The organism is Sphingobacterium sp. UBA7855, assembly GCA_002500745.1.
GTDB lineage: Bacteria > Bacteroidota > Bacteroidia > Sphingobacteriales > Sphingobacteriaceae > Sphingobacterium.
In genome coordinates this window covers 81,405-102,861 of record DLST01000001.1, presented here as the reverse complement: position 1 = coordinate 102,861, position 21,457 = coordinate 81,405, and the positions used below count along the sequence as shown (strand labels likewise).

The 21,457-nt window shown below is 38.4% G+C and carries 19 protein-coding genes and 1 pseudogene; 8 read left to right on the top strand and 12 right to left on the bottom strand.

What is annotated here, in order from left to right; genetic code table 11:
* Positions 1-11: 11 nt before the first annotated feature.
* On the bottom strand, positions 12-317 hold the full coding sequence (locus B2107_RS00440) for a hypothetical protein (RefSeq protein WP_209577925.1): 306 nt from the start codon (positions 315-317) through the stop codon (positions 12-14).
* A gap of 183 nt (positions 318-500) precedes the next feature.
* Between B2107_RS00440 and B2107_RS00435 the strand changes: the two genes are divergently transcribed.
* The 3 genes from B2107_RS00435 (at position 501) to B2107_RS00425 (ending at position 3,298) form a co-directional block, all read left to right on the top strand.
* The gene (locus B2107_RS00435; RefSeq protein WP_293952079.1) at positions 501-1,373 is read left to right on the top strand and encodes an AraC family transcriptional regulator; all 873 of its coding nucleotides are present in this window, start codon (positions 501-503) and stop codon (positions 1,371-1,373) included.
* 136 nt (positions 1,374-1,509) lie between these two features.
* Positions 1,510-1,842, top strand: coding sequence for a hypothetical protein (locus B2107_RS00430; protein WP_293952077.1), 333 nt, complete (start codon positions 1,510-1,512; stop codon positions 1,840-1,842).
* 490 nt (positions 1,843-2,332) lie between these two features.
* Positions 2,333-3,298 (top strand): DKNYY domain-containing protein, encoded by a 966-nt coding sequence (locus B2107_RS00425; protein WP_293952075.1) that lies wholly within the window; start codon positions 2,333-2,335, stop codon positions 3,296-3,298.
* Between the two features lies 1 nt (position 3,299).
* On the opposite strand, the gene B2107_RS00420 is transcribed toward B2107_RS00425, so the two are convergent.
* On the bottom strand, positions 3,300-4,394 hold the full coding sequence (locus B2107_RS00420; RefSeq protein WP_293952073.1) for a hypothetical protein: 1,095 nt from the start codon (positions 4,392-4,394) through the stop codon (positions 3,300-3,302).
* Positions 4,395-4,409: 15 nt separating this feature from the next.
* Entirely contained in the window at positions 4,410-5,219 is an 810-nt protein-coding gene (locus tag B2107_RS00415) for an RNA polymerase sigma factor (protein WP_293952071.1), read from the bottom strand.
* Between the two features lie 1,926 nt (positions 5,220-7,145).
* Here B2107_RS00415 and B2107_RS00410 point away from each other — a divergent pair.
* Entirely contained in the window at positions 7,146-7,649 is a 504-nt protein-coding gene (locus B2107_RS00410; RefSeq protein ID WP_293952069.1) for a helix-turn-helix domain-containing protein, read from the top strand.
* Between the two features lie 546 nt (positions 7,650-8,195).
* Here the strand turns inward: B2107_RS00410 and B2107_RS00405 are convergent.
* From B2107_RS00405 to B2107_RS00395, 3 genes are all read right to left on the bottom strand, one after another.
* Complete coding sequence (locus B2107_RS00405; protein WP_293952067.1) at positions 8,196-8,522, bottom strand: hypothetical protein; 327 nt, start codon at positions 8,520-8,522, stop codon at positions 8,196-8,198.
* Between the two features lie 30 nt (positions 8,523-8,552).
* Positions 8,553-9,767 (bottom strand): hypothetical protein, encoded by a 1,215-nt coding sequence (locus B2107_RS00400; RefSeq protein WP_293952065.1) that lies wholly within the window; start codon positions 9,765-9,767, stop codon positions 8,553-8,555.
* Between the two features lie 673 nt (positions 9,768-10,440).
* The gene (locus B2107_RS00395) at positions 10,441-10,818 is read right to left on the bottom strand and encodes a hypothetical protein (protein ID WP_293952063.1); all 378 of its coding nucleotides are present in this window, start codon (positions 10,816-10,818) and stop codon (positions 10,441-10,443) included.
* A 54-nt stretch (positions 10,819-10,872) separates the two neighbouring features.
* On the opposite strand from B2107_RS00395, the gene B2107_RS00390 reads away from it, so the two are divergent.
* Together B2107_RS00390 and B2107_RS21870 are read left to right on the top strand one after the other, a co-directional pair.
* Positions 10,873-11,961 carry a PDDEXK nuclease domain-containing protein gene (locus B2107_RS00390; protein ID WP_293952061.1) on the top strand — a complete coding sequence of 363 codons (1,089 nt, stop codon included), beginning with the start codon at positions 10,873-10,875 and terminating at the stop codon, positions 11,959-11,961.
* Positions 11,962-12,120: 159 nt separating this feature from the next.
* Positions 12,121-12,306 (top strand): MepB family protein, encoded by a 186-nt coding sequence (locus B2107_RS21870; RefSeq protein ID WP_366770905.1) that lies wholly within the window; start codon positions 12,121-12,123, stop codon positions 12,304-12,306.
* On the opposite strand, the gene B2107_RS00385 is transcribed toward B2107_RS21870, so the two are convergent.
* Complete coding sequence (locus B2107_RS00385; protein ID WP_293952059.1) at positions 12,245-12,952, bottom strand: hypothetical protein; 708 nt, start codon at positions 12,950-12,952, stop codon at positions 12,245-12,247. The genes B2107_RS21870 and B2107_RS00385 overlap by 62 nt on opposite strands.
* A 236-nt stretch (positions 12,953-13,188) precedes the next feature.
* On the opposite strand from B2107_RS00385, the pseudogene B2107_RS21995 reads away from it, so the two are divergent.
* A pseudogene (locus B2107_RS21995) lies at positions 13,189-13,308 on the top strand (transposase); the annotation flags it as partial.
* A gap of 745 nt (positions 13,309-14,053) precedes the next feature.
* On the opposite strand, the gene B2107_RS00375 reads toward B2107_RS21995, so the two are convergent.
* Positions 14,054-17,437: a TonB-dependent receptor gene (locus B2107_RS00375; protein ID WP_293952055.1), complete on the bottom strand. Its 3,384-nt coding sequence runs from the start codon at positions 17,435-17,437 to the stop codon at positions 14,054-14,056.
* Between the two features lie 465 nt (positions 17,438-17,902).
* Between B2107_RS00375 and B2107_RS00370 the strand changes: the two genes are divergently transcribed.
* Entirely contained in the window at positions 17,903-18,379 is a 477-nt protein-coding gene (locus B2107_RS00370) for a hypothetical protein (protein ID WP_293888528.1), read from the top strand.
* Positions 18,380-18,453: 74 nt separating this feature from the next.
* On the opposite strand, the gene B2107_RS00365 is transcribed toward B2107_RS00370, so the two are convergent.
* The 4 genes from B2107_RS00365 to B2107_RS00350 all read right to left on the bottom strand — a co-directional run bounded on the left by B2107_RS00365 (position 18,454) and on the right by B2107_RS00350 (position 21,450).
* The gene (locus B2107_RS00365) at positions 18,454-19,257 is read right to left on the bottom strand and encodes a M48 family metallopeptidase (RefSeq protein WP_312331829.1); all 804 of its coding nucleotides are present in this window, start codon (positions 19,255-19,257) and stop codon (positions 18,454-18,456) included.
* 134 nt (positions 19,258-19,391) lie between these two features.
* Positions 19,392-20,042: a glycerol-3-phosphate 1-O-acyltransferase PlsY gene (plsY, locus tag B2107_RS00360; protein WP_293952051.1), complete on the bottom strand. Its 651-nt coding sequence runs from the start codon at positions 20,040-20,042 to the stop codon at positions 19,392-19,394.
* A 14-nt stretch (positions 20,043-20,056) separates the two neighbouring features.
* Positions 20,057-20,914 (bottom strand): carboxylating nicotinate-nucleotide diphosphorylase, encoded by an 858-nt coding sequence (nadC, locus tag B2107_RS00355; protein WP_293952050.1) that lies wholly within the window; start codon positions 20,912-20,914, stop codon positions 20,057-20,059.
* Between the two features lie 77 nt (positions 20,915-20,991).
* Complete coding sequence (locus tag B2107_RS00350; RefSeq protein ID WP_293952048.1) at positions 20,992-21,450, bottom strand: DUF4783 domain-containing protein; 459 nt, start codon at positions 21,448-21,450, stop codon at positions 20,992-20,994.
* Positions 21,451-21,457 lie beyond the last annotated feature (7 nt).

Sequence of the window (21,457 nt, the reverse complement as noted above, 5' to 3'; positions counted from 1 at the left end):
GTAGGCCTAGCCTACTCTTTTGTCAATGAGTGGTGATATCTTAATGTATGATTGAGCGAATGGGCTGTTTGCCGAGCGTCGTCTTTGTAGGACGAGAGATCGTCGCAATTTTGAATTTCTGCCACATCCACTTTCTTTCTTACTTTGCTGATGACCTGATTTAATTCCGATTTCCAGTTGCCCGGATCGCCAAAATCGTCCATCCAATTTTTATTGATAAACTTTTTGTAGTTCAAAAGCAAAATATACAATTCCTCACCACTACCGGCGCGATTGATTGACGTGCGCCAGTTCTCTAATTTTTCTTTAAAACTCATAACCAGCAATATATAAAAAAAATACGACTTGACCAAATATTCCGAATTTTACCGTGCGTCTTGACAAAGATCTGACAGCGCAAACTCCTTTTTCCTCCTGGTCGACAATTTCATGAAAACTGTTATCTTTATCCACAGCAGCCTGATCGCTTAAACAGTTGCAATTTAGTTGAAGACATGAGCATGCGATATTTTGATTTTGAAAACAGTAAATACGGCTTTCCCTTAGCGATGGATGCCCATCGTTTTGAGGACAATACCGACCTGATTTTTGAAGCCGAACCACACACCATTAACTTTTTTGAAATCATGTTTTTCGAACAGGGAAGCGGGGTGGCCTATACCAATGAAAAACGTATTGATTTATGTCCAGGAACCATTTTATTCGCTTTTCCGAACCAGATCAAGCAATATGAATTTGATAAAAATAGCGTTAAAGGATTTCATTTAATCTTCAAACCTGAGTTTTTGGAATCGTTCTTTCAGGATAAGACACTTGTATACAAACTCCCCTATTTTTACAACTATTCATTTGCACCCTATATTGTCGCATCGGCCCCTGATTTTGAAGTATTTAAAATCCTGCTGTCCGAAATCGTTTTTGAAATCGGAACATTTCGATCCGACAGTCCCAATATGATTCGCGCATTCCTTGCCAGTATTTTACTGCGGCTGGATCGGCTATTTCGCGCATTTCACCATATAGCCAATGAAGGCTCGAACAATAATTTGCTGACGCGATTTAAAATGCTCATGGAAGAGCATGTCAACTCCAACCTGAACTGCAATCAATACGCGGACTTACTGAAAATACATCGCAATGAGCTGAATCGTCAAATTAAAGCTTATACGGGCCACAGTCCAATCCACCTAATCCAACGCCGAAAAGTTCAAGAAATCAAACAGCGGCTTCTCCTGGACGAGCAGTCTATCGCCCAAATTGCCGTTGAACTTCATTTCAGCGATCCTAATAATCTTTCCAGATTTTTTAAAAAACTAACGGGCATATCTCCTTCCGCCTATAAGCAGAACATGCAAAATGATAGTTTTTCATAAACTTGTGATAGCTATCCATTGACAAAGCGGGGCTATCTTTGCATAGATCGTCGTTGCATTCATCAGATGACGGTCACCGTTTTAAGATTCATCAGCTGGATACGTTTATGTTATCGAGCATCACACTTGAAAAAATATGCTAAAAGCACTACTATTCTGTTGTTCACTTTATGGGCTACTTACTAACCCCGCATACCGTATTACTGGCCGTTTAGTTGACCACCAGTACAATCCGGTTGGTTATTTCATAATTGAAACCTTTGTATCCAATACGGAAAGGGAGCCCTTGGCCTTATTAGGTCGGGATACCGTTAGGAATAGCAATGGCGAATTTAAGATCAAGGTGTTAAAAAAGGGGAGCTATCTTCTAAGGATAGCCGTTCCGGATTACACCGATTATTCCCTTTTTACCACCATACAGGATTCAACCTACTCCTTTCCTGAAATACATTTGCAGCAAACAAAATAAGTGTTACCTATTCAACCTTGTATCCCATAGACCGCATTTTTGCGATCGCATTTGCCTTCTCTAGGGTGATTGGTCGTATTCGCTTAAGGTATCCTAGGGGCTTACTAGCCCCCTTGTTTGCCTATTCTTTGCCGACTGGTTGCTATTTAGTTACCATTTTAGCAGAGAAACAGCGAAAAAACACCAATCAAACAGCAGAGAAACGGCAAAGAAACAGCAGAGAAACGGCAGAGAAACGGCAAAGAAACAGCAGAGAAACGGCAAAGAAACTGCAAGGAATAAGCAGAGAAAGAGCAAACCAATGCCAAGCCAATCTCCTAGCAGGAGCGAAGAAGTACCAAAGAATAGGCAAAGAAATACCAAAGAACGCAGGAAAAAACACTGCGTATTATCTGCAAAAAATCAATCGACAACTAAACTTTTACCTTATATTGCGGTCTCATTAACACGTACACAAACAAGAATTCTTCTATTTTAGTCCAAACGCGATATGATACTAGCTATTTCCTTCAAAACCATGCTCGCCCTTCTTCTGCTTGGCTCTGCCAGCGATGTCTATGTTGATAATAGCAAATACGAAAATAGCAGTGCCTATATCCATCAAGACCAGTTGGGAGACGGCTATGCCAAAATTGGCGGTCGTATTTACTATCGTGGTAAAGAAATTGTCAATGCCAATGCCGGTTCTTTTCAGTTTTTAGGTGATGGTTATGCAAAAGACACCTGGAAAGTCTATTTTCGGGGGTCAATTCTAACTGATGCCAGCCCATCTACTTTCCAATTTCTTGGCGACGGTTATGCTAGTGATGCTTGGAGAGTTTATTTTTATGGCAAGCCATTGTTGGACGCAACAACTTCCACCTTTAAGACACTGGGAAATGGTTACAGCAAAGATACGTGGAAAGTCTACTATTTAGGCAAGGAAATTAATGGGGCAAACGCTTCGAGCTTTGAAAATCTCGGTCGGGGGTATGCGAAAGATCATTGGAACAGCTATTATAGGGGCGAAAAGAACGAGAGATTTGCTGGTCCTACCACACAGCCTCTTGGTGGTCAATATTCCAAGGACAATTGGTCTGTTTTTTATAAAAATCAGAAAGTGGAAGGGGCTTCTGCTTCAACGTTTGAATACCTTGATGATGGCTATGCCAAAGACGCCTGGAATCTTTTTTACCGTGGAATTAAAGTCGAGGGCGGCAGCCCCAACTCTTTCAAATCAATCGGAAATGGCTATGCCGTAGACCCCTGGGCAGTCTATTATCAGGGAATAAAAGTTAACGGCGCTTCGGCATCCACCTTTAAAGCACTTGGGGGAGGGTATGCAAAAGACTCCTGGACGGTTTTCTATCGCGGCCAGGAGTTGAAGGGGGCGAGCGCTTCCACCTTTGAATATTTGGATAACGGCTATGCCGGGGATGCATGGAGCAAGTTTTATAAAGGGAAAAAATTGGATTGATCTACTCGATAATAATCTTGATCCCGACCATTTTAGCTTTGTATTTAATTTTTTCAATAAGACCGTAGTAGCTCCAGTTGCGCAACAGAAATTTATCGCCTTTGGCAATTTCCTCCTTATTGGATTGGTTGACCAACAAGAGTGTACCTGCCTGTGCTTTCACACAAAGTTCAATTAACCGGCGGCTATAGAGATGGAGTTTGGTGTCTACATAATTTTTCTCCTTTTCGTTGAAGTGCTTCAAGCTTTTCATTTTTCGCTTACGACCACGCCCACCTTTATCAAATGCTGCAGCTTTTTGCAAGCGATGCCGTGCTGCTTGGATGGCCATACGTCGGTAAGTAAACTCTTCTTTATTACCGATCTGAAAGGACTCCTTTCCGATGGTGACTGCTATGGGATATTCGATTGAAAGCGACGCTTCGGCGATAATGTTATCTTTCAATTCTTGGATTTTCTTTGGGAGCTCGAGGGCCAACAGCAGAAAGATTTTACCTTTGACGATTTTGATTGCGCTACTACAGACTTTGATTTGTCCGACCAATGCACGTTGTAGCAGCACTCGTTTATCCGACCGGTCTTTACCGAGGTAGGTGCGAAACGGTATTTTGAATAATGTGAATTTAAAATCTCTAGCATTCTCATCTTTACTCAAGTTAATTCGTCTTCCAGGAAAGGGAATGGGCATATCCTTTTTGTAATTGCGAAGTGATTTTTCACCCTTCCAATAGGAGAGACGATCTGCCTGAAAATATTTGATTAAAGCCGTGTTTATTTGTGATAGAATATCCGTAGGAATTCGTCCCTTAAAATAATTAGATAGCACGCGGTAAGTAGTGTTCATGCGTGAAGTATTCAATACACCTTCGGGATCCTTTGCCTTATCGGCCAGTTTAATTTTAACATCATCTTGCAAATAAATCAGGTCTTTCAGATTTTCCTGCACATATTGGTGGGTGATGACCATATTAGCGGCACGGAATACGAGATCCTGCCATTCAAAGAGTTTTTTAAAATATTCCGACCGTTTTTCTTTATCGTCACAATCCACGAACACCTGTATTTTCCGGGTCAACACCATTGTATCAGCTGCCATATTGCTTTTATTTTTTTATGCTATTTTTTTTGATTTAATTTTTGCGTGCGCATTAATAAACAACGTCCTTACCTGTCCCCCATCCAGCTGCAATGCTTCCGAAATTTTGTCGAAGGAATATTGCAATTCGTAGCGCATGCGAAATACTTCAGCTTCCTCTTCGGTCATTTCACCATTTAACTTAAATTCGACCGGCTTGGCTACAAGCTGCATTTTCTCTTCACTATGAACGATGGCACGTAGGTATTCGATTGCATTTTCAATTTGTAGACTAACCTCATAATCTGATATGTTTCCCATATAGTACGCGATACGTTCATAGTTAAAACTATATTTGAGGCAGAGACGAATAAAGAGTTGTTGATCGCGGTTGAGGTTTGGAAGAATAGCATTAAGCTGATCCATTCTCTTTTTCTTTTCCAATTCCAGTTGTTCGATATAGAGCACATCGTCTTCGTTTTCCTCTTCCAGTTCATAGCCCAGCATAAACTCCTGATAATCCTCTATGCTATCGAGCCGCAGTAAGCTTCGCTGAAATTTATTTTTTGATTTTTTGTAAAAAGCTTGAACCGCGGTTTTCACCTGAACTTTCAGAAAGTCGAAGATTTCAGTTTCGGAATGTACATTTTCTCGGAACAGCCAAAGGCGTAGAAAGGCCTCTTGGGCAATACTTTCGCCTGTACATTCGTCATCTGTTGCGCGGTGTGCACGAAAAAGGAAATGTTTATAGAATTTTTGGTAGAAGAATTTAAGCCCCCTTTCTTCCCCTTGGCGGAGGTTTTCCAATGCGCGTATGGTCTCTTGTTTTCGTAAAATTAGTTTCATAATTCGTCCTTTCTTGGTTAAAGCGAAAATCACTTACCGCAGCTCCGGCGGAATTTGACGGATTTTATGGAAACCGAAGCAGGGTAAGTGTAAATTGTTATCTGGTTATAAAACTTATTGGTATTGAATGGAAGATAATGTCGTTACGCGGTCCAGTTGTATATACCCTTTATTTTATATCATTAACATCCTCAACGAAAAGTTTGCCTAAATTTATGGTGATTATCTATACCCTATATTTTTTAAATCGTCAACATCCGCGACCTACACTAAATGGGCAAATAAGATGTTGTATATAACCTACCTTTTGAGATCGTTAACATCCTATGTTATCAATCGGATTATTAAGTTGTGTATACCCTGCTTTTTGAGATCGTCAATATCCCAGCTCCTAGTATCGTAATAACAATCAAGAACATAGCGCAGGATGTAACCCAACATTTTCTTAAAAAGGGTATTTAGTGAGTCGCCATTGCGCTCACCCTACGGCATAACAAGATGCCTCAATATATAATTTTGAAAATTTTCTTACTTTTAAAGTACTACGCAACGGAATTAATTACGGTAGCAGCTCATACGCTAATTGCATATAATCAACATCAAATTTCTCACGTTTCACAAACAAGACTCAGTTGTGTATACTCTTTATTTCGATATCATTAACATCCTATACCGCGCGCAATATACGCATAGGTTGTTGAGTATACGCTCATTTTGAGAGCATCAGCATCAAGCAATCCTTGGTATGTATAGGTCGGTGAGTTGTGTATACCCTGCTTTTTGAGATCATTAACATCCTACCTCGTAGTGTCGTGATAATAATCAAGAATATAGAATAGCATGTAACCCAACATTTTATTAAAAAGGGTATTCGGTGAGTCGCCATTGCGCTCACCCTATGGCATAACAAGATGCCTCAATATATAATTTTGAAAATTCTAATATCACCTAAATAAACAGTAGTAGCCCATGTGCTAGTTGCATATATCCCCTACATTTTGAAATCATTAACATCAGCCCCTCAAAACAATTACAAAGCATTGATGTTGCTTATACCCTGCACCTATGAGGTCATCAACGCCGTGGTATCGCAAAACAAATATAATTGTCAATACCCCTACTTTTTGAGATCACTAACATTTTATACTCGCTTTGGATCTATATTTTCAATATTGTGTATACCTCACAATTTGAGGTCATTAACATCCTCTCGGAAAGAAATAAAAAACCCGACCGTTGTGTATACCCCGCATTTAGAGATCATCAACATCCTACCTCCCAGCATCCCAATAATAATCAAGAACATAGCGTAGAATGTTACCCAACATTTTATTAAAAAGGGGTATTTAGTGAGTCGCCATTGCGCTCACCATACGGCATAACAAAATGCCTCCTATTCTAATCAAACCGATCAGCAAAACATCCGATCAGCCTAAATTTTTATATTCTCCCTTTCAATACCAATAAGTCAAAGAACATCCTCAACGCAAAATAATTACTTTATTTTTGCGCAAACACAACTTTTGAATAAACTCAATACCGAGTCTATTTCAACGATTCAAATAATTTTATTTTTCTTAATCCTATGCTTTGAATGGCAGTACACGTTAATAATAGGGGTTATCAACATAGGATGCTAGATACTAATCTACAAAATAGTAATGAGTTTTATTCCGGTGACTTTGCTATATTTTTAATACTTAATTTTCTCATTATTTGCATTTTAATCATACCATATTAGTATTGCATTTTAATCATACCATATTAGTATTGCATTATGACTCAACAATTATTGGTATGGTTCACAGTTCACATTTAGTTTATCGGCTTTCGTTGAAACAAATATACATACTAATATTTATTTGCGCAAATAAAATAAAGAATATTATTATTTAAATTATGCGCAAATAAGTCTTCCATTTGTATATGGCAGATATTAACGAGAACATACTGGCGGAAATTGGTGAGGAATTGCGCATTCAAAGGGAAAAAATCTACTATACCTTGAAAGATGTTGCGAATATGACTGGATTGACTACCAATACGGTCTCGGCTATTGAAAGAGGAAAAGGTTCTTCTTTGAACAACTTTATTCTGATCTGCCGTGCGCTCAAAATTCAACCACATAAGATATTCAGAAAAGAGATTGATTTAACGCCGCTCTACAATATTCCCCCAGAGTCAAAACGCCGTATCGAACTGACTAAAGAACTGGATGACCTTGTTTATAACTCCAACTTCTTTGAGATACCCCGTCGTGTTTCTGATATCATCCAACAGCTAAATGCCAACAAAGACCAAAGCAATAAATTCTCTGTTTATCTCAGTGGTTACTGTGAGGAAGGAACCTTGGAATATGAAAAACATGGAAATTATAAACAATACCGAAAAAACCATTCTGCGAAACCTGTTAAGAAGTATAGCGAATAATCGGCATCGGACAATAAAACTATTATTCGGTGGTATTGTTTTGTAATCTCCCTTAACTAGCTATGTTCAAATCTAAATAATTCCAAGTGAGTATGTTTTAAAAAAAACAGAATGGTATACTCAATAAGAATACAGTTAAAAATTTGGCATCTGATGCTTTTATTCAAAGTACAATTGACAATCTTTGAAACATAGAAATAGGAGAATAATTAGCTAATTTCTCATATCTCTTTTGTAGCATTATGATTGTACCGATTTACATCTTTTGCGCAAACCGAGACCTCTGTAACCCTATGAATTTTATGATAACTTTATTTATATTAGGCAATAAATTCCATGTAACCAATCATGACGCAGGATTATTATCTCGAAAGACAAACTAAAATGATGAAAAAATAAACAGATAGATACAAAAACCATTAACGTCTATCAATAGCAGAATGGATATTCATATTTGACAGTAAAATATCTTAATTTACAAAGTACTATTTATTAAAGGATGGTATTCATGATCCTATAACTTCTCGTAAACTCCGTATTATTTTATTAATAACACTTCACATAATGGCTGTCATCTAAAAGTGTTGGAAATAATGGTAAAACCTCCTCCGCTAGCTCATCTATCACATCTTGTAAAGGACGTGTGCTAAATTGAATACCTAATGCAGCATGATTGACACCTGCATCCTGCCATTCGTTAAGGAGTTCAATAAGTCCTAATCTCCCCGTCTTCAGTACAAAACCACCTCTTAACGGCGTTCTTGGAAAGTAAGGGTCTTCAGATAATTCAATCCATTCATTGGTCATATGTGGTTTAAATTGATCATTTGGGATGAGATTTCTCCATGTTGAAACTTTGTCGGCAAGTCTCATTGTGTCACTTTTAGTTGTTGTGGAACCGGTTTACGTTATCCAACCATCTCCATTTTTAGCAATCCATTCTAATGATTGTTGACTTGCCCCCGTAATTAATGCTGGGATCTTTCTCGATACAGGCTTAGGCAATAAATCCGTACCACTCATCGATGTCAAGGTGGAATATATTTTAGGAAAAGCAGTTTGACTTAGTTGACGGAACTCAAACAGCTCTCTATACCATTTTGAATGATCCATATCTGCTTGTATACCGGCATCTTTCCCTTGTAAAACAGCTCTTACACTTTCTTTTACAGACAGGAAAGCTTGATAATAGCCTCTGGCAGCCATCGCATCACGTTGCTTAAGGTCTTCCTCATTTTCCTTGGCATTCCATTCGCCTGAACTTACCTTGGCTATAAGCTTGGGCGTTACTCGGTAACGCTCAATGGATAGTGAGTGGTAAGCATCTGTCAAATATATATCGTCTATATTTTTAATATACAAATCATGATTGGCTGGAATGCCGGGTGAAGCAGGAAAGTTTTTGATCACAACTTCACGCATTTGTGTCCACATCAGGCGTATACGGTTTGCGTAGGGTGAACGTTCACGGGTGGACAACTTTAGGTCCAGTTTGCTTTCAAAAGGATCTTCTTCACGGATATCATAGTCTGCCTGCTTAAAAGTGTCTATAATTTGATCGGCTATCTTGTCCCTGTCAATATTACGGAAAGCGCCGGCAAGGCGTCCCGCTAAAGTAGTATGTCCGTTCTCTAGAAGTACTAGTAAAAGCTCCGAAGCATCGCGTATCAGCGACAATACTGTGCGTGCATCAATAGCATTACGGGTATAGGTGCTGGCAGAACTGTATATTAATGCCGACTGTAGATTGTACATCCGGATAACGTTTGGAGTTACCATAAGCTGATCTGCAGATGGCAGTTCTCCACGCATATTGAACAATGAAGTATTATGTGGCAACGGCGTAGGATTGTTGTTTCCTCGTGGCGAACGAACAAGCAATTGCTGTGGTATCGACTGATTGGCTGCATGTAGCAATAGTGACTGATTGGCAGACAGGCACCAATTATCACCATACTTTCTTTCCAGAAATACAGCAACAAAATCCCAATAAGAGCTATACCAGGCTGTTGTCTCACCATCCTTTTCCTCGGGACTGGTGGGGATATACCATCCTTTAGCTACCTCTCGTATAAAACCATTCTTGGAAAGTATCTCACGGTATTTCCGGTTCGGCATATCATCGGTATGAATGCCTACAATCCCCTTTTCCTATAGTTCTTGCAAGAATTTTAAGGCTTCTACAAATCTTTCACGTGGTGTTGCCATAAACTTATAAATTTATTAAACACTGCTGTGTTATTTTTATTAAAACAAGAAGTGTTTATTTTATTGTATTATGATGTGGTAATTATATTAAACAGTGTTTTTTAAATAATACAGAATTTTCGTAAACTTTACAATTCTGTAAAACTCATACTAAATAGAGGCATTTGTGCCACACCTGAGAAATTATGAAAGCCAGAACACCGCCTTCACGGAGCATGTCCGTTCCTTTAATTTTATTTGCTGGAGTTTTGGTATTTGGGCTGCGCCCCATGCAGGGAAGACCATAAGAAAATGAAGTTAATTTCGAAATCATTGAAAGATAAAAAAGTCGAAGTTATCGGTCTTTCAACAGATGAAAATATTTAGAATGGCAAAAATATCTACGAAACAATGAATATGATTGGACAAATTATGTAGTACCTGAAACAAATACGCTTCTCAATGATCTTAAAATAAGTTCTTATCCTTCTTATTTTCTCATAGATAGTAACTATAATTCTATAGGCGTTTTTGCAAATATTGATCAATTTCAATATGACTTTTTGGATAAACTAAAATAATTTATTTTCAGACTCTAAAAGCTCTACATAATTTTATTCTGAGATTTCTCAAATATTTTATGATCTCTTTTACCAGTATAAACATTTTTACACTCCAAAAGCACTGCATATTTATCGGCATCTACACTTTCCTTTACAGACAGGAAAGCTTGATAATAGCCTCTGGCAGCCATCGTATCACGTTGCTTAGGGTCTTCCTCATTTTCCTTGCCATTCGATTCGCCTGAACTTACCTTGGCAATAATCTCGTGCGTTGCTCGGTAACGCTCAATGGATAGTGAGTGGTAAGCATCTGTCAAATATATATCGTCTATATTTTTAATATACAAATCATGATTGGCTGGAATGCCGGGTGAAGCAGGAAAGTTTTTGATCACAACTTCGCGCATTTGTGTCCACATCAGGTATTTTTTTAGTTTTTGTTAATATCTTCGTACTTTATAATATAGTCACCAATGGATAAGAGATTTACCGACATTATACAGCTCATACAGCAATCCCGAAGCAATGCGATAAAGGCGGTTAATATCGAGCTTATTAACTTATATTGGAATATAGGGGCATACGTCAAACAAAAGTTGGCCGTTGCCGAGTGGGGCGATAAAACGGTAAATGAATTAGCGGATTTTATTCAGAAAAATAATCCCGAACTGAAAGGCTTTAACCGTGCAGGGCTTTATAGAATGATACAATTCTATGAAACCTATGCCGAAACCAAATTTGTCGCCACAGCGTGGACACAAATACAAAATACTGAAAAACAAGAAACTAAAATTGTCGCCACAGTGGGGCGACAATTACAACCACAACCCCAAGACATCAGAAAAACCATTTTAGCACAGTTGAGTTGGTCGCACCACCGCACAATTTTTTCACGGTGCAAAACCGAAGAAGAGCGAGAGTTTTACTTGCGTATGAGTATCAAAGAAAATTATAGTGTTCGGGAGCTTGACCGCCAAATTAACGCAAGCCTGTTTGAACGCGTTATGTTGGGCAAAATAAACATCGCATCATTGCCCAAAGAATTTTCGCAAGATATTACGAATGCTTTCAAAGACAGTTATGTTTTTGAATTTCTGAACTTGCCCGAACCACACAGCGAAAGCGACCTGCAAAAAGGCTTAATCAAACAGATGAAAAACTTTATCTTGGAATTGGGCAGGGACTTTATTTTCATTGATGAAGAATACAAAGTACAGGTAGGCAACAGTGATTTTTATATTGACCTTGTGTTTTATCATCGAGGTTTGCAATGCTTAGTAGCTTTTGAACTTAAAACCGAAAAATTTAAACCCGACCATTTGGGGCAACTCAATTTCTATTTAGAAGCATTAGACAGGAACGTAAAGAAACCTCACGAAAACCCGAGTATTGGCATCTTGCTTTGCAAGGATAAGGAAAACGAAGTTGTAGAATTTGCATTGAGCCGTTCACTTTCCCCTGCAATGGTTGCCGAATACCAGACCCAATTGCCCAATAAAGAGCTATTGCAACAAAAATTACACGAGATTTTCGAGAACAATAATATCGAAGATAGGCAATAGACAGTAAAAAATATTGAGAGGTAAAGAATTGTGTTTTATTGCCAACTCTGTAAATTTTTCAATTCATCATAATCCAACAATAACCGTAGCAAGCATACAATGATTGAAGAGTTAAAGCTTATAGAAAGTTGGCTTTTAAAAACGGACGGTTTATGAATCTTGAATATACAAGGAGAAGCCGAATGTAAGGAATACGATGGGTATAATTTTAATGTTGGAACGCTTAAAATAAAATATAGAAAGGCGAAAATTACGCCAAAGAAAATTGGACAGTTTGTGACACTCAGCGCCTCAATAGCTGTCTTATGGAAACCAGATGACCAAATAACACAATGGGCACTATAAATGTTGGCAACCAACTAAACGGAAAATTTAAAATAGCTATGTTAGGTTGTTCAAAGGCGAATTTTTGTACGGGAGATGGTGCGGAAAAAAAAGCATTTATGACAATGTTAATCAGAAGACCAAGACAGACAAGGTTCCAAATCAAAACTGTTTTATGGCTAATCTTTCCTTTTGCTAACCCAAAGTATGCAATTAATGGCGCGGTTATGCCTGCGATAATATCAAAATTTCTCCCCTTAAAAGTCATTAACTCGGGAATAGCATTGTTCAGAAAAAGCCACAACAGCACTATCTCTACAGGAATTCTGACTGTATTCAAATAAGTAATGTTTGTTAAAGAGAGGCTGTCAACCAATTGCCGTCCCTTTTTCATTGCGAACAAGGTCACAATTGTTAAAATTGGCGGTACAATCCCAAACAACAATATTTTGGGAGGAAATGAATTTGTGTCAGAATTGTACGTGTTTTTAAGAGACAGAACAGCTTGAATGATTAACCACACTATCAAACCGATAATGATTTTGGTTGAGTGTTGTCGTGTAGTTGGGGATTCTGAAGTCTTAATAATCCAAGAGAACATAAAAAGCGTTTCGACGGTTGTCAATCCAAAAATTAAAGGAATGTAGATGGGTAAATTTGTTAACATCTTAGCCTAATAAGTTTGCAAGGTATAAATATTTTCTATTAGCATCCTTTTCATAGGGCAAGAAATTGAAAACAGCTAAATTCCCCTTGCATCGTGTTAAGCTTTAATTTGGAGAATATGTCAATAGTGAAGTAAAAAAGAGACTGTAAAATAGACTGTGTCAAGGATAATAATAAGAAGTATTATTATCCTTGACACAGTAATTATGAGTATTAAAAAAAGCGATTTTGATTTTGATTCAGCGCTCCGGCGGTAATCCGCGTAACGGAAAGTCCAGTAAGAAGATCCGAACTTCGGAGGGCACGATCAATATCGAAACACCCCGTGACCGTAGATCAAACTTCGAGCCCCGTTTGAGTGCGGGTAATGGTGGGCTTGATTGGAATATCATCAAAAACATGCTTTTGAGCTCGCTCAAAGATTTAGATTGTCAGATTACAATCTATGAGCCAAATAAAGCTGTAAAGGAAATTCTAAAGAATGAAAGAGTAGCCTTAACACCTGCTCCAGCAATGTTATTATCTGTAGTGTCCGAACTTGTAAAGAATGGCAAGTTTATCTCAGAATTTTAAGCTGAAAAGGTTGCCTATTTCTTACAGAAATTCGGTGCGAAGATGTCTCCAAACTTGAGTTCAAACAAAACTGTTACGGTCCATATTCAGGTAAAGTAAAACATTTACTTTATTATTTAAATGGAAGCTATATTACTGGGTACAGTGCAAAAGATAAAAAACCATTTGAAGAAATCGGCATTATTCTAGAGCCTGAAAAAGAAGTGAACGACTACCTAAATAAGACGGAAACAACAAATATTTAGACATCACAGATAAAACTAAAAAGTTTCTAAGTGGATTTTATTTGAATTTCGGATTAGAGTTGTTATCAACGGTAGATTTTCTAAAGGTGACTGAAAACATCAACACGGCTTAAAATACTATTTATCAGATTATTACCCAATTAACACCCTACCTCTATAGATGCTGAGATTTCATTTAAAATAGGCAAATTCGACAATGAGCTCACACAATTGATTCATCAAAACACATAACAAAAAAAGCAGAATAAACGAGTTTATTCTGCTTTCTAATATGTCAATATTTATTAAAAAGTATACCTTACCCCTAACTGCATCTGCCAGGTAGTACCCAAAGTACTAACATTCTGAAATGGAGTAGTTGGTAATTCACCATTAACAACATTCATATTAAATTCTGGAATTCCCGTAGTTGGGGTAGTAGCTGTATTTAGAACAGGCTTTCCACTACTAACTCCAGGTACCATTTTATTTCCATATAACAATTGTCCATTATTTAAACGACTTTGAATACCCCAGTTTTTATTTAGAAGATTACCAAAGTTTATCACATCAAGACTTAGCTGTAAAGAGTTTTTGCGTCCACCAATATTAGTAAATATATCTTGGAGCACTTTGACATCAAATCTATTCAACCAAGGCATCATAAAACCATTTCTTGGCAAATACTTTCCTTGATACTTTTCTAATCCATTATCCTTTACAAACTTCTCTAAAGCCTCCGCTTGTTGAGCTGCAGTAAAAAGAACTTTTCCGCTAGCATCAACTCGATCAACAAAAGTTAATGAATTTAGATTTTTTGGTAAATAGATTAAATCAGCATTTTGACCATCTCTATTAATGTCAGAATAATAGGTGTAAGAGAATCGACCCTGAGACGAACCATTATAGAATACACCAACTGTAGTAGCTAAGTGATTAGCATACTCTAACCTATAACTCAAATGCGCCATCACTCTATGTGGAATTGCAAATGCCGATGGGTGCAAAATTTGATCATTTGGCCCATTTACAGTGGCAGATCCTCCCCATGCAGAACTCGCACTTGATCCAGCGTTTGCCGAAACCTCTTTAGCACTTGCATAATTATAAAATACGCTTCCACTTAGTCCTTTATAATAAGGAACACTTAAGCCTAAAGTCGCACTAACCGCATGTCCTTTAACATTTGTATTTGTCAATACTGTAGCATTATTTGCTCCAATTTTGCTATTATATGCACTTCCGTTTACACCTGCAGGATAGAATGCACGGTTGTCGCCGTAATCGCCTTCTTCACCAGATGAACCGTAATTCAAGAATGTATTCGGCGTTCTTCTATTAGCTCCCAATTGAAATACCGCGTTAATATCTTTGGTATACAAGAAGTCTCCTGATAAAACGAATGGAGAATTAGGAATTTTATAATCAGCACCAACGCTGGTTCTCCAAACCATAGGCATTTTGAAGTCTCTATCTACTAAAGCAAATGAAGAAGGAGCTCCTTCCTTAGGCGTCTTAATAAATACGGCTTCTGCACCAGCAGGAACGTTGTTTAAATAATAATAAGGATCGGTGTTAAATTTAATGTTGTTGATCCATCCAGAAACTGCTTCATAACTTCCTGGCTCAACAGTATTTTGCAACACACCAGCATTTGTCGGCATATTTGTTAACCAAACAAATGGAACTCTTCCTGAGAAAAATCCTGTACCACCACGAAGTACTAATGAGCGGTCTTTAAATACATCATAGTTGAATCCAATCCGAGGTGATATCATGATTTGTGATTTTGGCCACAAACCCGAATTATAGTTCTTAGGATTTCCATTGATATCCAATAAGCGTAGTGCATCAATAGATGGATTAGCAGTTAATTTATTTAAGTAAATAGGAAGTTCTGCACGTACACCATATGTCATTGTAAAATTGTCTGTTACAGACCACTTGTCCTGAGCATATAAAGAAGCTAGCCCGAAATTTATCTTTGAATAGGTATCCTGTCCCTCATATGGATAAGTTACCCCATACATAATAGGTGCGACTTCCTGAGGTGTACCTGTTTTAAGGAAGTCATCCACAGATGCATAACGATAGTATGAAGTTCCCATTCGAGTGTAAGAGTTTCCAAAGTTTTGAATTTCGAAAGCTCCACCAAATGTAAATGTATGTTTATCAGCCTTTAAAGTTAAATTATTCGTGAATGAATAATTATTATTAATCACATCATTCTTATAAGAAAATAACTCTGTACCGAAGCTCATGTAGTTACTTCCTGTTGCAGAACCATCCCATATATCAACGAATGGAAATAATTGACTGCTTGGTGTACTTCTAGTATCTTGAATCCTAGTATATGTCGCCAAAAATTGATTTGATAATTGAGAATTAAAAGTGGAGTTTAATTCCGCAGTAATTGATCTTACAATATTCTTAAATGCATAATTACCATTTTCAAACGTAATAGAGCGATCACTTACGCGATTGGTTTGGCTTCTCGGATAAGGGCCTGAATTGCCATTAGCAACCTGCATGGAGTTACCAACCACCTGATTGTATCTAAGTGCAAATTTGTGCTTTTCATTAATGTTCCAATCCAAGCGAACTAAAAACTTAGTACTGCTTTCCTTTGCTTCATCGGCATATCCCTCGTATCTACCTGGATCATATCCCCATGTATTGATTAGGTGATTTTTTACAGCTTCTAGATCTGAACGTTTTGTTCTGGCAATATTATTATTTGGATCTGCTACCCCATCTTCAGAAGCTCTCCAGAGGTTAGCGCCAGACGCATTGGCACCAGTAGTTTCCTCTCTCTCTGCGTTTACAAATAAGAATAATTTATTTTTAATAATTGGCCCACCCAAACGAAAACCGAAATTTTTCTTCGCAGCATCCACCTTATCTAGAGTCACATCCTCAATCTTTCGACCTTGTAAATTCTGGTTTTGTAAATAATAATATGCTGACCCTTCAATCCTATTCGTTCCACTTCTTGTAACAGCATTTATACCTGCACCAGTGAATCCCGATTGTGTAATATCAAAAGGTGCAATATTAACGCTTATTTGTTCAATCGCATCTAATGATATAGGCTGAGAATTACCACCAGGTATTGGATTAGAACTCAATCCAAAACCATTATTGAAATTAGCACCATCAATTTGTAAATTGTTATATCGTGCATCTCTACCAGCGAATGAATTTCCATTGGCTTGCGGAGTCAATTTAGTAAAATCCGTAATACTACGATTTATTTGAGGCAAGTTTTGAATTACTCTTTGATTTATGCTTGTAGAAGCCCCGGTCTTTTGCGCATTTATAGCTGTTCCAGTTACTACAACCTCTCCTAGTGTGGTACTGTTGTCACCAAATACTGGGTTCAGGACGAATGGTTCACCTAATTGCAAATAAACATCTTCATACACGATAGGTTGTTGTCCTACATAGGTTACTTCAATTCTGTAAGGTCCGCCAACACGCATATTAGCTAAGTTGAACCGACCTGCAGCGTTAGCCGAGCCAGAATAAACAGTTCCTGATGGCACGTGCGTAGCTTTAATTGTTGCTCCCGATGTGAACTGTCCATTAGCCTCTTTTACAATACCTGTAACGCTACTTGTTGTAACCTGAGCTTGTACAGCACCATAACTAGCCATAACAAGAGCGAAAAAGAGTAAAGATCTTTTCATATAATGTGATTTGTTAAAAAATGTTAAGCAAAATTACTAAGAGATTTCAAATTACAAAGGACTTAATATAAACTTAACACACTAAACCACACCCATTTCATGAAATCCACACAAAAAATCAGACATCAACCTATAATTTATCACGAAAAAAAACGTTGTAAGATGTTTTAAACCAGCATTTACATTATAATTATCTGATCAAAAATAGTTTTCCACATCAATTTTAGATTTTTTTTTTGTAACAACATTCTTCCAATCGGAATTTAATTTTTTAAAAATTTTTAGCTAATTTCCTAACAGTAGAAAATTACTTTATACAATTGAGTTTCCTGTAGCAATTGCACTACGAGAGCCTAACGAATTGAAAAAATCTAAACGATTGTATACGCTGGATGTTTTGTATAAAAACTTGTTTCAAAAGCCAAGAACATTTCTGAAATTCGCACACCTAATATTTTACGCTTCATGGAAGACGGTATTCAAAATTCTTCTTTTCTAGAACCTGCAGACCTTAAACTGTCTCCTGCAGGACTCGCTTTTTTAGCTTCAGCAGCCAAATGGGCCAATTTTTTGGCCATCGTCTGTTTTATTTTCATCGGCATCTCGGCCATCACCATGGTCAGCCTCATCTTTGGCGCAAGTGCATTGTCACTCGGTGCAGACGAATATGTCACAGCGGGGGCCTTATCTACATTCGGTGTCCTCTACCTGCTCTTTCTCGCTTTCTTTTGCCTTCCCATCTATTTTCTGTATAATTTCGGATCCAAAGCGAAAAAAGCAATTGAAAACCGCGACACCATTCAGTTGGAGCTCTGCTTGGATGCGTTAAAAAAACATTACAAATTTATTGGCATCATGGTCATCATTACCATCGCCTTTAATTTTATGGGATTGGTCATCGGTGTAGTACTCGGCGTTAGCGATGCGCTAGCCGGGGTGTAACTTGATCAAAATATAATTCAAAAAAAAGAGGGATCTGCTCGCGCAAATCCCTCTTTTCGTATCCTATTAATCGTTTATTTCTTATAATATTTCATCGCATTCGGAATCAATTTTTGGATATCCGCAATACGTCGCTCATCACTCGGGTGCGTACTCAAAAACTCTGGCTGCCCTTTCTGACTTCCTGAAGCCATACGCTTCCAAAAATCGACCGCTTCATTTGGATTATATCCCGCCAAGGCCATAATAATCAAGCCTGCTGCATCTGCGTCGGACTCGTCGCTTCTGGAGAATTTCAACTGCGCCAAATTTCCGCCCAAACCGTAAAGATTATTGAAAACTCCAAGGGTACTGTTGCCAGATATCCCTGCTGCGGAACCTAAAATCTGTCCGCCCAATTGCAAAGCAATCTGATTCGAAGCCTGCGCTACGGAATGCTCCTCAATCGCATGGGCGATCTCATGCCCCATTACTGTGGCAAGTCCGGCTTCGGTACGTGTAACAGGTAATATTCCCGTATAAACGGCTACTTTACCACCAGGCATACACCATGCGTTCACATCATCGCTCCTTACTAAGTTGAACTCCCAATTGAAGTTAAATTGGTTGGCACGACCCGTACTTTGCAAATATTGGTTCACCGCTGTGGCCAGTCTATTGCCCACACGTTTAACCATTGTCGCATCAGCAGTCCCAGTGACTACTTTTGAACTATTCTTCGATAAAAAATCTTTATAAGCCAATGCAGCTTGCTCGTTCACTTGATCAGCACTGACCAATTTCAAATATTTTTTCCCGGTAACAGCAGAAGTTGCACAACCCGACAACCCCGATGCCAGTGTTACACATGCCAATACCATAGCTGAATACTTAAACATTCCGTTCATAGTTTATATTTTATTTCAAGGGCCATATGGAGTTTCGAAGCGAAAGATAATCGCTTTTCAGCGCATCCAACATGGATATTTTACAATAATTTATTAATCCATCGTAGCGGATGCAATTATTGTGCCTATTCTTTTTCCTTCGCTTTTTTCTTAAAAAGGTAGATCTTGGACTCATGCCCTTTTAACAGACGCTCTATATTCTTTTGGTGGGTAATCAACAAGAGGATACAAATCGCTATTCCGTAGAGGAGCACCGAAGGTATCGTTGTTTTGAAAATAAAGGCCAAACTGAATGGAAATGCAAATCCTGCCGAAATGGATCCCAATGAAACGTAATGGGTGGTCAACAGGATAATAACAAATACAGAAACACAAACCAAGGCTGCGGGTGTATGGATAGCGAGAATCATACCACAGAGCGTTGCTACGCCCTTCCCTCCTCTGAATCCAGCAAATACAGGAAATAAATGCCCCAATACCGCGATAACGCCCAATGCCAACTGAAAGTTAACAAACTGAACATCGCTCGTATTTTGCCCCAGTTCTATTAAATAAGCTAGATTGGTTGCTGTCCAGCCTTTAAAAATATCGACAAACATCACGATCGATCCCGCTTTCGGTCCCAACACACGAAAGGTATTAGTCGCCCCAGCATTACCACTACCATACTCACGAACATCTACACCATAAAACGCCTGTCCCAACCAAACAGCTGTTGGTATGGACCCAAACACGTACGCTAGTAATACTGCAATTACTAAATAAATCGATATCATTAATTAATTAGTTCTTATAATAACTTGGCCTTCAGACTAAGATCAAGGCTCTTCACACTGTGTGTCAGAGCACCTACTGAGATATAATCTACCCCGGCCTCCGCATATGACCTAATCGTGTCAAAAGTGATTCCACCAGAGGCCTCTGTCTTGAACCGACGGTCGATAATCTGAACAGCTTTGGCAACATCTTGCGGTGAAAAATTATCTAACATGATTCGATCCACTTCGCCAAAGTTAAGAACTTCATCAAGTTCCACAAAATTTCGGACTTCAATTTCTATCGCTATCGGTTTATTTAGGCTCTTTCTATAGACATTTGCACGCTCTAACGCTGGTACAATCCCGCCACTGTAGTCTACATGATTATCCTTAATTAAAATCATATCAAAAAGACCAAAACGATGATTGGTGCCGCCACCAATGCGCACGGCTTCTTTCTCCAGCACCCGTAACAGGGGCGTCGTTTTTCGCGTATCTAAAATTTTTGTGTCTGTACCGGCCAACAGATCCACATACTGCCGCGTTGTTGTCGCTATACCACTCATACGCTGCATCACATTCAGCACCAAGCGTTCGGCCAATAAAATACTTTGGATATTTCCCCTGACATAAAAAGCAATATCCCCCATTTTAACCCGGCTTCCATCTTGGATAAAGACCTCACAGACCAAACTATCGTCCACATAGGCGATAATTGCCTGCGCTACTTCGACACCTGCCAGTACACCATCATCCTTCACAATCAACTTGGCTTCACCTTGCGCGCCGGCTTCAATTGTCGACAAGGAGGTATGATCTCCATCGCCCAAATCCTCCGCGACAGCCTGTTTTACAAACTGGGCCAAATAGTCCTTGATTTCCTTCTCCATAAATGCTATTTATTGGGCTAAGATGTGGAATAATTTTTTAATCGAAAAATAGATTGATAAAAAAAATAGGATCAGGATCAATTTTTGTCGATCCTCAACTCTTCGATGGAATGGTTATTACTCCCTGCTCCTATCTTTACAAAGACCCGATAGTTGGCCTGTTCGGTGGCTAAGGAATAGGTAAAATATTGATAGCCATTGTTGGCTTTGCTCGATTGGGTCAGTTTTACAGTCTTGGGTTTATGCTGATTAAAAAATGCGCCCAACATGATTTCTGATTGGTATTTTGTATAAATACCATTTTCACCTGAAATCGACAAGGTGATGTTTGAGGCAAAATACCTGGCTATGTTTTTAGCACTACCCTCTTTTAAAAATGATTTTAGCTCCTCCGAAATTCGTTGCAAAGCATCATCATCCCCAGGCAAGTTCGCTTCCATCCGTGGTTTTACATGCATCGAAAAATGACCAAAGGCAGCATCGTGTAAAAAAAGATTTGTAATAAGTATAAATCCGCAATGGCTTAAAAATTTCATATAGCTT

Excerpts from the sequence above, each read along its gene's own strand:
- B2107_RS00440 (WP_209577925.1), bottom strand. The coding sequence starts at position 317 with ATGAGTTTTAAAGAAAAATTAGAGAACTGGCGCACGTCAATCAATCGC.
- B2107_RS00435 (WP_293952079.1), top strand. The coding sequence starts at position 501 with ATGCGATATTTTGATTTTGAAAACAGTAAATACGGCTTTCCCTTAGCG.
- B2107_RS00430 (WP_293952077.1), top strand. The coding sequence starts at position 1,510 with ATGCTAAAAGCACTACTATTCTGTTGTTCACTTTATGGGCTACTTACT.
- B2107_RS00425 (WP_293952075.1), top strand. The coding sequence starts at position 2,333 with ATGATACTAGCTATTTCCTTCAAAACCATGCTCGCCCTTCTTCTGCTT.
- B2107_RS00420 (WP_293952073.1), bottom strand. The coding sequence starts at position 4,394 with ATGGCAGCTGATACAATGGTGTTGACCCGGAAAATACAGGTGTTCGTG.
- B2107_RS00415 (WP_293952071.1), bottom strand. The coding sequence starts at position 5,219 with ATGAAACTAATTTTACGAAAACAAGAGACCATACGCGCATTGGAAAAC.
- B2107_RS00410 (WP_293952069.1), top strand. The coding sequence starts at position 7,146 with ATGGCAGATATTAACGAGAACATACTGGCGGAAATTGGTGAGGAATTG.
- B2107_RS00405 (WP_293952067.1), bottom strand. The coding sequence starts at position 8,522 with ATGAGACTTGCCGACAAAGTTTCAACATGGAGAAATCTCATCCCAAAT.
- B2107_RS00400 (WP_293952065.1), bottom strand. The coding sequence starts at position 9,767 with ATGCCGAACCGGAAATACCGTGAGATACTTTCCAAGAATGGTTTTATA.
- B2107_RS00395 (WP_293952063.1), bottom strand. The coding sequence starts at position 10,818 with ATGTGGACACAAATGCGCGAAGTTGTGATCAAAAACTTTCCTGCTTCA.
- B2107_RS00390 (WP_293952061.1), top strand. The coding sequence starts at position 10,873 with ATGGATAAGAGATTTACCGACATTATACAGCTCATACAGCAATCCCGA.
- B2107_RS00385 (WP_293952059.1), bottom strand. The coding sequence starts at position 12,952 with ATGTTAACAAATTTACCCATCTACATTCCTTTAATTTTTGGATTGACA.
- B2107_RS00375 (WP_293952055.1), bottom strand. The coding sequence starts at position 17,437 with ATGAAAAGATCTTTACTCTTTTTCGCTCTTGTTATGGCTAGTTATGGT.
- B2107_RS00370 (WP_293888528.1), top strand. The coding sequence starts at position 17,903 with ATGGAAGACGGTATTCAAAATTCTTCTTTTCTAGAACCTGCAGACCTT.
- B2107_RS00365 (WP_312331829.1), bottom strand. The coding sequence starts at position 19,257 with ATGTTTAAGTATTCAGCTATGGTATTGGCATGTGTAACACTGGCATCG.
- plsY (WP_293952051.1), bottom strand. The coding sequence starts at position 20,042 with ATGATATCGATTTATTTAGTAATTGCAGTATTACTAGCGTACGTGTTT.
- nadC (WP_293952050.1), bottom strand. The coding sequence starts at position 20,914 with ATGGAGAAGGAAATCAAGGACTATTTGGCCCAGTTTGTAAAACAGGCT.
- B2107_RS00350 (WP_293952048.1), bottom strand. The coding sequence starts at position 21,450 with ATGAAATTTTTAAGCCATTGCGGATTTATACTTATTACAAATCTTTTT.